This is a genomic window from Rhodococcus sp. NCIMB 12038, assembly GCF_002165735.1.
In the GTDB taxonomy this organism is placed as follows: Bacteria; Actinomycetota; Actinomycetes; order Mycobacteriales; family Mycobacteriaceae; genus Rhodococcus_F.
The window spans coordinates 45,808-58,165 of record NZ_NHML01000040.1; the positions used below are offsets into that span (position 1 = coordinate 45,808).

The 12,358-nt window shown below is 62.3% G+C and carries 10 protein-coding genes; 9 read left to right on the forward strand and 1 reads right to left on the reverse strand.

All coding sequences use genetic code 11. The features are described from left to right. Nucleotides 1-192 precede the first annotated feature (192 nt). A complete protein-coding gene (locus CA951_RS37995) occupies nt 193-831 on the reverse strand; it encodes a TetR/AcrR family transcriptional regulator (RefSeq protein WP_179220465.1) in 639 nt (212 codons plus the stop codon). A gap of 155 nt (nt 832-986) precedes the next feature. On the opposite strand from CA951_RS37995, the gene CA951_RS38000 reads away from it, so the two are divergent. The 9 genes from CA951_RS38000 to CA951_RS38040 all read left to right on the forward strand — a co-directional run bounded on the left by CA951_RS38000 (nt 987) and on the right by CA951_RS38040 (nt 12,243). Continuing rightward, on the forward strand, nt 987-1,730 hold the full coding sequence (locus tag CA951_RS38000; protein ID WP_087561773.1) for an SDR family NAD(P)-dependent oxidoreductase: 744 nt from the start codon (nt 987-989) through the stop codon (nt 1,728-1,730). After that, complete coding sequence (locus CA951_RS38005; protein WP_087561774.1) at nt 1,727-2,785, forward strand: phosphotransferase family protein; 1,059 nt, start codon at nt 1,727-1,729, stop codon at nt 2,783-2,785. The genes CA951_RS38000 and CA951_RS38005 overlap by 4 nt, the downstream gene beginning before the upstream one ends. A gap of 29 nt (nt 2,786-2,814) precedes the next feature. Further along, nucleotides 2,815-4,104, forward strand: coding sequence for an acyl-CoA dehydrogenase family protein (locus CA951_RS38010; protein ID WP_087561775.1), 1,290 nt, complete (start codon nt 2,815-2,817; stop codon nt 4,102-4,104). Nucleotides 4,105-4,313: 209 nt separating this feature from the next. Then, a complete protein-coding gene (locus CA951_RS38015; RefSeq protein ID WP_179220466.1) occupies nt 4,314-5,435 on the forward strand; it encodes a CdaR family transcriptional regulator in 1,122 nt (373 codons plus the stop codon). 134 nt (nt 5,436-5,569) lie between these two features. Next, nucleotides 5,570-7,213 (forward strand): NAD(P)/FAD-dependent oxidoreductase, encoded by a 1,644-nt coding sequence (locus CA951_RS38020; RefSeq protein ID WP_087561777.1) that lies wholly within the window; start codon nt 5,570-5,572, stop codon nt 7,211-7,213. 117 nt (nt 7,214-7,330) lie between these two features. Beyond that, nucleotides 7,331-8,257 (forward strand): alpha/beta hydrolase, encoded by a 927-nt coding sequence (locus CA951_RS38025; RefSeq protein WP_087561778.1) that lies wholly within the window; start codon nt 7,331-7,333, stop codon nt 8,255-8,257. Then, nucleotides 8,254-9,885, forward strand: coding sequence for a long-chain-fatty-acid--CoA ligase (locus CA951_RS38030; protein ID WP_087561779.1), 1,632 nt, complete (start codon nt 8,254-8,256; stop codon nt 9,883-9,885). The genes CA951_RS38025 and CA951_RS38030 overlap by 4 nt, the downstream gene beginning before the upstream one ends. A gap of 69 nt (nt 9,886-9,954) precedes the next feature. Further along, complete coding sequence (locus tag CA951_RS38035; protein WP_087561780.1) at nt 9,955-11,130, forward strand: acyl-CoA dehydrogenase family protein; 1,176 nt, start codon at nt 9,955-9,957, stop codon at nt 11,128-11,130. A 12-nt stretch (nt 11,131-11,142) separates the two neighbouring features. Further along, a complete protein-coding gene (locus CA951_RS38040; protein ID WP_087561781.1) occupies nt 11,143-12,243 on the forward strand; it encodes an acyl-CoA dehydrogenase family protein in 1,101 nt (366 codons plus the stop codon). The last annotated feature ends 115 nt before the right edge of the window (nt 12,244-12,358 follow it).

Genomic DNA, 12,358 nt, shown 5'->3' on the forward strand with positions numbered 1-12,358 from the left:
CGACAAGATCATGGTGGCGTCCTTCTTCGCCGGAAGCGGGCTCCCTGAACGAACTCCGCCCGTGAGACTTTGTCCTCGCTCAGCACCGACGTCATGGAACTCGGCGAAGGGAAATCCGACTTGGTCGGTCACGCGCACAGGAGTCGGTGAATCACGAGCTACTTCGGGGACGCGTGAGGCAGGAATCAGATCTCAGCGGGCGAGCCCGTCGATAACCATCGCGCGAAGTTCTCGCGCGATGGTGTCGATGTCTTGGCCGTGCCCGGGGTGGTACCACTGGGGTACCGAGTTCAGCATCCCCAGGAGACCGTTCGCCACAGTTCGGTTCGAACGCGCAATGTCGCCTGCGCGTTGCCCTTCGTCGAGTACGTCCTCCCAGCAGCGCTGAACTTCTTGTCTCATCGCTTGCAGCTTCTGATTGTGCTCGGCGGTGAGAGCATCGGCGTCGCGGAGTTGGATGAGTACTTCCCGCCTGTGGCGGGCTATGGTCCTCACGTGCCTGTCTATGAGTAGATTCAGCTTGTCTATCGGGGTCAAGTCCATTGCGACCACCTGCCGTGCTCCTGCGAGCGCTTCCTGGGTGTAGCTCTCGAGGATCTCCCAGAGGAGGTCTTCCTTGGACTTGATGTGGTAGTACAGGGCACCCGGTCTCAAGCCGGTACGCTCTCCGATTTCGGAAACACTCGTGGCGTGGTAGCCGAGGGTTGAGAAGAGCTCGATTGCGATCTCGGTGATCCGGTCTCTCGTCGCCCCGGTTGTGCTGGCGACACTGCCGCGCGGTCGCCCCGGACGCCGCGGACCGCTGCTGGTCAGATCATCAGGTGCCTCCACGAGGACATAGTCTAAGCCGCCTCGATCCCGGTCTGGACACACCCCTCCGGGATATAATAGAGTGAGCACTCAATGAAATATTTAGACGGCGTGGTCGTTCGCTTCGACACATCCGCCGGGCTGAATCCACCAGTACGCGACGTAGCGAGGTAGAAGTGAATTTCGATGGCAAGGTAGTGGTCATCACCGGGGCGAGCCGGGGGATGGGCCGGGAGATGGCGCTGGCCTTCGCCGCGGAGGGCGCACATGTTGTCGTGGCCAGTCGAAAAGTGGCCGACTGCATAGTGGTTGCTAAGGACGCCGAGGTCATTCACAACCGAAGGGCGCTGGCCGTGGGCTGCAACGTCAGCGACTGGGACCAGTGCGACGAGTTGATCGCCGAGGCGTACCGGGAGTTCGGACGTGTCGACGTGCTCGTCAACAATGCCGGCCTCTCGCCGTTGTATCCGTCGGTCGATCAGGTCACCGAGGCCTACTTCGACAAGGTCATCGGTGTGAACCTGAAGGGACCGTTCCGGCTGGCGTCCGTCGTCGGAACACGGATGGCGGCAGCAGGAAGCGGATCGATCCTCAACATCTCGTCGATCGAAGCAATACGACCGGACCCCAGCGCCGTCCCCTACGCGGCGGCCAAGGCCGCACTCAACAACCTCACGGAGGGGCTCGCTCACACCTTCGGGCCGTCCGGAGTCCGCGTCAACGCCATCCAGTGCGGCCCGTTCCTGACGGACATATCCGCCGCCTGGACCGAGGAGATGCGCGTCCAGTTCGACGCGCAAGCAGCACTACGGCGGTGTGGTAATCCTGACGAGATAGTCGGTGCAGCATTGTATCTCACCGGGGAGTCGGCAGCGTTCTGCACCGGCGCCACACTGCGGCTCGACGGCGGAGTCCGATGACGAAAAGTGCTGCAGCCGATCATGTCGGCGACCTCGGCGTCGACCTCGTAGCCTTGCGGAGTTGTGTCCACGACGCGAATCTCGGATCCGGACCGTTGACCGATGCGCGCACTATCGGCGGCGGCACCCAGAACATCATGCTTCGCTTCAGCTGCGACAGTCGTGAATTCGTCTTGCGCCGCGGACCCGCGCATCTGCGATCGACCACCAATGACAACCTCCGCAGGGAAATTCGTCTCCTCACCGCGCTGGCCGATACCCCCGTGCCGCACGCGAAACTGATCCACGCCTGTCTCGACGAGACGATTCTGGGCGGGTCGGTGTTCTACCTCATGGAACCGATCGACGGTTTCAACGCAGCCGTGGAACTGCCGGAGCCACACGCATCATCGCCAAGCATCCGGTATCAGATGGGACTATCTCTGGTCGAGGCGCTCGCGGAACTGAGCATGGTCGACTACAAGGCGGCCCACCTGGGCGATTTCGGGCGACCCGAGGGTTTTCTCGACCGGCAGGTTCCGCGCTGGCTACGTGAACTCGACTCGTACGCCTCTTCGGACGGCTATCCGGGCCACAGCTTGCCGGTCGAGAAGGTTGCCGCGTGGTTGAACCGCAACCAACCCGCGAGCGGCCCGGTCGGCATCATGCACGGTGACTATCACCTCGCCAACGTCATGTTCGGGTACGGCGGTCCATACGTCGCGGCGATCGTCGACTGGGAAATGGCCACCATCGGGGATCCGCTGCTGGACCTCGGCTGGCTGCTGGCGACGTGGCCCGAACCCGACGAAGCGAGCGATGTCATCGGCTCCGAACTGGCGCGCGCGGGCTCACTTCCCCCCGCGCACGAGCTCGTCCGGATCTACGGCGAGCGCACCGGCTACGACGTCTCCGCCGCAGATTGGTACGCCGTGCTGGCGTGCTTCAAGCTCGGCATTCTCCTGGAAGGGACGTACGCCCGCTCGTGCGCAGGTCTCGCGCCCGCGGACGTGGGCCACCGTCTGCACCACACGGCGACGGCGCTGTTCACCCGCGCGCTCACGCTGACCAACTGAACTTCGATCACACAGTAATAGGAGACATCATGGCCTGGGATTTCAGCACCGAACCGGAATTCGAATCGAAGTTGGAGTGGATCCGACAGTTCGTCAAGAACGACGTGCTACCACTGGAGACGTTGAATCTGGACTGGTCACAGCTACGTCAGGCAATCGGCCCCCTGCAACAGCAGGTGAAAGATCAGCACCTCTGGGCGGCGCACCTGGACCCGGAACTCGGAGGTCAGGGATACGGACAGGTCAAGCTCGGCCTGATGCACGAGATCGTCGGCTCGAGCTGGGTGGCTCCGCTCGTCTTCGGCAACCAGGCGCCCGATTCGGGAAACAGCGAAATCCTCGCCGCCGCGGGCACTCCCGAACAGAAGAAGCGATGGCTCGAACCCCTGCTGGCGGGCGAGGCGTACTCCGCCTTCGCCCTGACCGAACCCGACCACGCCGGGTCCGACCCCACACAATTGTCGACAACCGCCGACCGCGTCGGAGACGACTGGGTCATCAACGGAACCAAGTGGTTCGTGTCCAACGCCTCGACCGCCGATTTCATCATCGTCGTCGCGGTCACCGATCGAACCGCCGATGCCCATAACCGGGCATCCCAGTTCATCGTCCCGGTCACCACACCCGGGGTGCAGATCGTTCGCGACCTCGAGACGATGGAACACCCGACCATCCGCCCGAACCAATATCCGTCACACGCAGAGGTACGGTTCCACGACGTCAGAGTGCCGGAAACCGCACTACTCGGAGGCGTCGGAGACGGCTTCCGGGTTGCCCAGAAGCGATTGGGACCGGGTCGCATCCACCACTGCATGCGCTGGGTCGGCCAGGCAAAGCGCGCACTGGACATGATGTGCGAACGGGCGGTATCCCGTCAGCTGCACGGCGGCGTACTCGCCGACAAGCAGACGATCCGCAACTGGATCGCCGATTCTTCTGCCGAGATCCAGGCCGCTCGACTCATGACCTTGAACGCAGCATGGACCATCGATCAGCGGGGAACCGCGGCCGCCCGCAAAGAGATCGCATACATCAAGTACTTCGGCGCGAAAGTCCTGCACGACGTCATCGACCGGGCCATCCAGACGCACGGTTCTCTCGGCTACTCCGCCGACATGCCGCTCGAGGCAATGTACCGGGCTGCCCGCGCCGCACGCTTTTACGACGGGCCCGACGAGGTACACCGGGACACCGTCGCCAAGCTGATCCTTCGCGACTACACGCCCACCGACACAGGGCTGCCCAGCGAGCACGTGCCCTCCCGCAGAAGCATTGCCCAGCGCCAGTTTGCACACCTCCTCGACGCCACCCTTGCCTGACGTCGGCTGAAGACGGCGGGGTATCGGTGACCGGTGCCCCGCGGTCTTCGGCCAGGTAGGGAAGACCTCTCGAGAGACCATCGAGCACGATAGAGTCAGTCATGTCGAAGTTGGCACGCAGCTGGGAACCATTTTCGGAGCATCAGGCCCGACTGGTCTTGGCGACAGTCGAGCAGTTCGTCGCAAATGCGGACCGACTTCTCGAGGACATGGTCACCGCCGCGGTCACCGCCGCGCCCGCACTCGCGAGCGACCCAGCTCTCGAGGAGAGCGTCCGAGCCAGCGTGCGAGCCATGACGTCTCGATGGTCGGAGGCTCAGCGCCGACGACCAGGTCATCGGGTCCCGGTCGATGTTCCCCCGGAAGCACTCGACATCGCCCGAGACCTGATACGGCACGGCGTCGACTTCCAGCACCTCCAGACCGGCTACCGCTACGCCGAGAACGTCGGGTGCCGGCATTGGTTACTGGCCGCTGCAGCGGCCGCGCCGCCCGAGGAAGTCGCGCTTATCGCCGACTACGGACTCGGATCGATCAACGAGTGGGTCGGCGCGGCACTTGCGTCCATCACCGAGCGGATCGAGCAGGAGCGTGACGAACTGCTCGGCGGAGTGCTGTCTCGCAGGATGGAAACCGTGACGCTGATCCTCGAAGGCGCTCCCATCAAAGAGGACATCGCCCGCGAACGACTCGGCTACGACCTCTCCACATGGCATACCGGATTGGTGCTGTGGTCGCCAACCGGCGACCACGAACAGGGAGTCTTCGAACAGACGGCTCGTCTCCTGGCCCTCAGGTCCGAACTACCTCCCCCTCTCACTCTCTCCGCCAGCACCACGACCGCGTGGGTATGGCTGAGCAGCGATCAGCCACTCGATTCACGCCAGTTGGCCGAAATGATCTCCCAGGCCTCTCCTGGCCTGATGGCTGCCGCCGGATCCAGTAGAGCGCACATGTCCGGATTCCGGCGCACCCACCGTGAAGCCGTCGCCGCACGGCGCGTGACGGAGCGATACGTCGAAATGGGGCCCTTTACCGCTTACGACGACGTGGTAATCGCCGTGTTGGCCTCCCAGGACAAAGAAGCCGCTCACGAATTCATCGCCGACGCCCTGGGACAGCTGGCGAATGCGGATTCGACCCTGAAAGAAACCCTGCGCATCTACTTGCAGGAAGACGCCAATACTGCACGCACGGCCGCACGCCTGTTTACTCATAGAAATACCATTTTGAATCGAATAGAACGTGCTGAGCGCCTACTCCCCCGATCGTCGTCTGGTTGGCATCTGCGGGTGGGACTAGCGCTCGAAATGGCACATTGGTCCGTATGAACTACGAGCACCGTTGCGCGCGAACGTGAAGCGCGTTGTGCAGGATCACATTAGATGGCGCAAATCGTGGGCAGCTGCCCCTTCTGACGTGATCCATATCACGATAGCGTCATCACATCTTGAAAGGAGATGTGATGAGCGATTCGATTGAGTTTGATGCCGTGGTAATCGGTGCGGGTTTTGGTGGGCTGCGAGCCCTGCACGATCTACGAAAGATGGGAATGTCCACGGTTCTTGTCGACGCCGGCGAAGATGTCGGCGGCGTGTGGTTCTGGAATCGATATCCGGGGGCGCGTACCGACAGTGAGGCGTGGTACTACTGCTATTCCTTTTCCAAGGAAATCCTCGACAAATGGAATTGGTCCCAGCGTTACCCCACACAGGCCGAGATGGCACGGTACTTCGAATTCGTCACTGATCATCTCGATCTTCGGAAAGATATTCGGTTCCGGACGAGGGTGACCGGCGCCACCTGGGATGATGTGGAGAACGTCTGGACAGTCCGGACCGACAACGGAAACGAGTTCTCGTGTCGATACCTGGTGTCGGCAGCCGGTCCGCTCTCGAAGCCGTATCTGCCGGACTTCCCCGGCCTCGACTCCTTTACCGGTGACTGGTATCAGAGCGGATTCTGGCCGACCGACGAGGTCGATCTCAGCGGCAAGCGGGTCGCCGTGATCGGTACGGGGGCTTCCGGCGTGCAGATCGTACCGGTCGTAGCGCACTCCGCAGCCCAGGTCACCGTGTTCCAGCGGACTTCGAATTACGTTTTGCCAGCGCGTAACCGGCCGATCGATGAAGCAGAGCGCGACGCCATCAAGGCGGACTATGACAACATCTGGACGCGGGCACGCCAGCACTTCTATGCCATGGACCTGCCCATTTGCGAAAATGGGGCCGCAGACTACAGCGCTGCCAATCAGCAGCGTGTACTCGAACGGGCGTGGGAGATTGGAGGCTTCCGCTTCCTGTTCGACACTTTCAACGATGTGTGGCTCGATGGCCCCGCCAACGAGATCGCCTCCGAATTCGTCCGCTCCAAGATCAGAGCGATCGTCAAAGACCCGGAGACGGCCGAACTCCTTTGCCCGAGGTACCCGCTGGCCGCCAAGCGTCCGCCCTGCGGGCACAGCTATTACGAAGCGTTCAACCGTGCGAACGTGTCCCTGGTCGATGTGAGCGAGAATCCGATCACCGAGATCCTTCCTGGTGGATTGCGCACCGCCACAGACGAATACGAATTCGATGTGATCATCTTCGCCACCGGATTCGATGCCATCACCGGCCCAGCGGAAGGCGTCGACATCCGAGGCCGAGATAATCGATCACTGAGCGAGACGTGGAAGACCGTGCCTCGGACCTACCTCGGACTGGCGGTGCATGGGTTCCCGAACTTCTTCACCGTGGCAGGACCGTTGGGGCCCTTCGCCAACGGTCCGACCATGGTCGAGCAGCAGGCCGAGTTCGTGACCGCAACCATTTCCTTCATGCAGCAGAACGGCTACGAAGCCATCGATCCGAATACCGATGCCGTCGATGCGTGGGTTCGGCACAACGAGGAAGTACTCGAAGGTACAGTTCTGGCGAATGCCGCGGTGGCGAACTCATGGTTCCTCGGCGCGAACATCCCCGGTAAGCCGCGGGGGATCCTGGCCTACTTCGGTGGTGCGGGGAATTACTTCGATCGGATCCACGAAGAGACGACCTCGGGTTTCCCCGGATTCACTTTCAGCTCCCCGGCCGAGGCTGCCTCCGAGACACTCGCGGCACACAGCTGACACCGAACACCCAGCGAGAACCACGTCACCCGGGGTGGGCGGTCTGCATGACGTCCACCCTGGGTTACGCACTTCACCCGAGGTGCCACGCGCCCCGTCCACGAAAGAGATAGTCCGATGAGAAACGTCGAATTCACCAGTCAAGGGCAGCGTTGCGCTGCCTGGCACCTATCCGGAGCCGAATCCGCCCACGACGTCGATAAACGGCGGCCGTGTGTGGTGATGGCCCATGGACTCGGAGGTACTCGTGACAGCGGGTTGCTGCCTTTCGCCGAGGCGTTCGCAGGTGCAGGAATCGATGTGCTGGTCTTCGACTACCGGGGTTTCGGAGACTCCGCCGGGACCCCAAGACAATTGGTGTCCTTCCGCCGTCACCGCCAGGACTTCGCCGCGGCCATCGCGTTCGCGCGTACTCTCGACGGTGTCGACCCAGAGCGGATAGTGATCTGGGGAACATCCTACGGAGGCGGTCACGCACTCTCTGTCGCCGCGAGCGACAAGCGGATCGCAGCCGTTGTTGCGCAGGTGGCCGCGGTCGACGGTGCGGCGACCCTGCGCAGCGCCATTCACGCCAACGGTCTCGGCTTCATGTTGCGGGCGAATATCGCAGGGCTCCGTGATCTCACGCGAGCTCTCACACGGCGCCCGCCGCTGCTGGTGCCCATCGTGGGGCCGCCGGGCAGCCTCGCGGCCATGAACTCTGCCGACGCCGTCTCGGGGATGCGGGCGTTCGCGGGTGCGACGTGGCGAAACGAGTTCGCCGCACGGGAACTACTCGCAATCGCCTTCAATCGGCCGATCGCGACAGCCCGCCGGCTGCATTGCCCTGTTCTGCTGCAGATCGGCGAAAAGGACTCCGTGGCACCACCAGCGACCATCGAACGCCTTGCCCGACGGATCGGCGGCGCGGAGATTCGCCGGTACCCCGTCGGCCATTTCGATGTCTATGTCGAGCCCTGGCGGACGCACAACATCAATGATCAGGTGGCTTTCCTGCGCAAACACCTCACGCAGACGACCGTCGACTCTGTGGAGACGTCATGAGCACATCGCCCGTCCAGCCAGTACACGTGGCCGCCGCCGAACAGCCCCTCTCTCGCCGACGCCACTGGAACAACCAAGTCCGTCGCCACGCATCCATGACGCCGGACCGCCCGGCGCTGCGATACCTCGGAAGAACCGTCACCTGGAAGGAGCTGCACCAGCGGGCGTCTGCTTTGGCGCAGACCCTGTACCTACGCGGCGTTCGGCACGGTGACCGCGTTCTCATCACCATGCTCAACCGGCCCGAGTACCTCGAGGCGCTACTCGCGATCACCGCGACCGGAGCCATCGCCGTACCGGTCAACATCAGGATGAGTCCGGCCGAGGCAGTGTTCATCGCCACAGATGTCGGCGCGAAGGCCGTCATCACCGATCAGCTCATGAGCGAACTCGCAGCCACCGTGGCAACTGAAACTTCGGGCATCGAGTTCGTCATCGGCACCGGTGGGGCCAGGCAGGGGCAGATCGACTACGAGCGTGTGATCGGTGACGCCGTCGGCGATCTGCCGGAGATCGACGTGCCCGATGAGTCGGTGGCCATGATTCTGTACACATCGGGCACCACCGGAAGGCCGAAAGGCGCGATGATCACGCACGCGAATCTGAACGCCATTTCCATGGCCTTCATGGATTCGCTCTCGTACCGGCGCGGTGACGTCGTCTCGGTCGCAGTGCCGCTCTTCCACATCGGCGGTATCGCCTCTGTGCTCCCGCAACTGTACTTCGGTGGTACATCGGTGATTCACCCTCTCGGTGAGTTCGATGCCGATCGCACGCTCGAGACGTTCCAGAACGAACGAACGACTTGGGTCTTCCTTGTCCCGGCGCAGTGGCAGACGCTGACCGAGGCCCAGCTGGAAAGACCACGTGAACTGGCTCTGCGCATCCTGTGCTGGGGAGCAGCCCCGGCCTCGGACGCGTTGTTGCGGTCGATGATGACGGCATTTCCCGACGCAGAGACAGTGGCGGTTTTCGGGCAGACGGAAAGCACAGGTTTCGCCTGCTATCTCGACGGTGAACACAGTCTGAGCAAGCTCGGATCAGTAGGTATCCCAACCTCATCGGTCGAGGTGAAGATTGTCGACGACCAGATGAACGAGGTCGCCACCGGCGAGGTCGGCGAGATCGTCTTCAGAGGCCCGACCGTGATGGCCGGCTACTGGCAACGGTCCAACGCCTCCGAGGAAGTGTTCGCCGGAGGTTGGCTCCACTCCGGCGATCTCGGCCGACAAGACGAGGATGGATTCGTCTACATCGTCGACCGCAAGAAGGACATGATCATCTCCGGCGGGGAGAACGTGTACTGCGCCGAGGTCGAGAACGCGATCATGGATCATCCAGCCGTGGCAGAAATCGCGGTCATCGGACGATCCGATGAGCGTTGGGGAGAGGTCGCGGTAGCTGTGGCCGTGCTCGAAGACGGGATGCAGCTCGGGATCGACGATCTCGTGAACTTCCTTCGGCCACGCCTCGCACGGTACAAGCACCCCAAGGATTTGGTCGTGGTCGATCAGATGCCCCGAAACGCGAGCAACAAGATCCGCAAGAACGTCTTACGCGAGAGCTACGGCAGAACGGGATTCCGACCTGAACCGCACCCCCGTGTGACCACCGGTTCGCTCCTGTAACCCACGTCCCGTAGCTCGCGAGTCGAGCTCACAAGTTCGGCGGTCTGCCATTGATCAGAGAGGAAAAGAATGAATCTTGCGTTGACAGAGGAGGAAGCTGCATTTCGTCATGAAATACGGGCTTTCTTCAACACGGAGATACCCGCGGAGATCCGCGAGAAGAACAGGATGGGTATCGACCTGAGCCGTGACGACATGGTGACGACGATGCGAATTCTCAACGCGAACGGACTCGCTGTTCCACACTGGCCCCAGGAGTTCGGCGGCCGGAACTGGACACCGATACAGCAACACATCTGGCTCGACGAGATGCAACTCGCGTCTGTTCCCGAACCGCTCAACTTCAACGCTTTCATGGTCGGACCGGTCATCGCGTCGTTCGGTTCCCCGGAACAGAAGGAGAAATTTCTGCCTAAGACCGCGAACCTGGACATCTGGTGGTGTCAGGGTTTCTCCGAGCCGGAGGCAGGTTCGGACCTGGCGTCGCTGCGGACCACAGCTGTGCGTGACGGTGACGACTACATCGTCAACGGACAAAAGATGTGGACGACCTTCGGCCAATACGCGGACTGGATCTTCGCACTCGTGCGCACCAACCCGGCTGCGCCGAAGAAGCAGGCGGGTATCTCGTTCCTTTTGATAGACCTCACAACCCCAGGTATCACGGTGCGTCCGATCAAGTTGATCGACGGCAGCGTCGAGGTCAACGAAGTATTCTTCGAGAACGTGCGCGTGCCGGCGGAGAATCTCGTCGGCGAGGAGAACCAGGGTTGGAGCTACGCGAAGTTCCTTCTCGGCAATGAACGCACCAGTGTGGCCAGGGTCGGCCATACCAAGCTGCGGCTCGAAGAGGCAAAGAAGCACGCCGCAGCCACCCCGACTGGTGACGGCACGTTACTCGAGGACCCATTGTTCGCGGCGCGCTTCGCCGAACTCGAGAACGAAGTGCTCGCGCTCGATCTGACCCAGCTGCGCTTGGTGTCCAGCTCCGCCGACGGCAAGCCGAATCCGGCATCGTCGATCCTCAAACTTCGCGGCTCGGAGCTCCAGCAAGCGGCCACCGAGATCCTCATGGACATCGCCGGCCCGGATTCGCTGCCGTACGAGGCCGGTGAGGAAATTGCGAGTCCCGGATGGGCCCAGCGTTCCGTGCCGACATACCTGAAGACCAGAGCCGCTTCGATCTATGGCGGTTCCAACGAAGTGCAGCGTCAGATCATCGCGTCGACGATTCTTGGATTGTGAGAGGGCGAGTACATGAATTTCGAACTCGACGAAGAGCAGAAACTTCTTCGCGACACCACTCGCGAAGTGCTCACGCGCGCCTATGACACCGAGAAGCGCAACGATGTCGTCGGCGGTCAGCTCGGCTGGTCTTCAGTTGTCTGGAAGCAACTGGCCGAGGTCGGCGTTCTCGGCCTTGGTTTCTCGGAGGAAGACGGAGGAACCGAGGCAGGTCCCGTGGAGATCATGGCCGTGATGGCCGAGGTCGGTCGCCGCCTGGCACCGGAGCCGGTTCTCGACGCCGTGCTGGTACCGGGCGGATTGATCTCCGACGTTGGCTCGGTCGATCAACGGAAGCGAATACTGCCCGGCGTTGCCGAGGGTAGTACGTTGCTTGCGTTCGCCCACAATGAGCCCGGAAGTCGCTGGCCACACATTGCAGTGAACACGACTGCGAGCGTGGACGGGGAGATGTGGTCGTTGAGCGGGACCAAGAACCCCGTGCCGCATGGCGGTAGCGCTGATCTTCTCGTCGTGAGCGCGACATTGCCCGGTGGTGACGTCCGACTGTTCCTGGTCGACGGTGACGCGGCGGGGCTGATACGGAAGCCGTACCGGACCCACGACGGTCAGCGGGCAGCACAGATCTCGTTCACCGACGTCGCAGCCGAACCGCTGGGTGGTGACGCCTCCGACGTGCGGGCAGCGATCGTGGCAGCCGAGGTGAAGGCACAGACCGCGCTCTGCGCCGAGGCAGTCGGCGCCATGGAAGAAGCTTTGACGTTGACGACCGATTACCTCAAGCAGCGCAGACAGTTCGGCGTTCCACTCGCAAATTTCCAGGCGCTGACCTTCCGTGCAGCGGACATGTACGTCCTACTCGAATTGGCACGGAGCATGTCGCTGTACGCAACCATGTCACTGGCAGGTGGCATCGTTGATCCGAAGGTCGCATCTCGCGCGAAGCTGCAAATCTCGCGGTCCTCGAGGAAGCTCAGCCAGGAAGCAATCCAGCTGCATGGCGGCATCGGCGTCACCGCCGAATATCCGGTCGGGCACTACGCCAGCCGACTGACCGCCATCGAACACACCTACGGTAGTGCCGAGGAGCACCTTCGCGTGCTTGCACAGTAGACGTCTTCACACCGATGTCTGCCTGGAGTGCGCACGTGTCTGTACCGCCGCTCAACATGGTTGGCGGCATCGGCGGTGGTTCGGACGGTCCGCGATCAGATGGCCGAAGATCGCG

Bases quoted from the DNA above. Each gene is read 5' to 3' on its own strand.
- CA951_RS38030 (WP_087561779.1), top strand. From the start codon at position 8,254: ATGAGCACATCGCCCGTCCAGCCAGTACACGTGGCCGCCGCCGAACAG.
- CA951_RS38025 (WP_087561778.1), top strand. From the start codon at position 7,331: ATGAGAAACGTCGAATTCACCAGTCAAGGGCAGCGTTGCGCTGCCTGG.
- CA951_RS38010 (WP_087561775.1), top strand. From the start codon at position 2,815: ATGGCCTGGGATTTCAGCACCGAACCGGAATTCGAATCGAAGTTGGAG.
- CA951_RS38040 (WP_087561781.1), top strand. From the start codon at position 11,143: ATGAATTTCGAACTCGACGAAGAGCAGAAACTTCTTCGCGACACCACT.
- CA951_RS38020 (WP_087561777.1), top strand. From the start codon at position 5,570: ATGAGCGATTCGATTGAGTTTGATGCCGTGGTAATCGGTGCGGGTTTT.
- CA951_RS38035 (WP_087561780.1), top strand. From the start codon at position 9,955: ATGAATCTTGCGTTGACAGAGGAGGAAGCTGCATTTCGTCATGAAATA.
- CA951_RS38005 (WP_087561774.1), top strand. From the start codon at position 1,727: ATGACGAAAAGTGCTGCAGCCGATCATGTCGGCGACCTCGGCGTCGAC.
- CA951_RS38015 (WP_179220466.1), top strand. From the start codon at position 4,314: ATGGTCACCGCCGCGGTCACCGCCGCGCCCGCACTCGCGAGCGACCCA.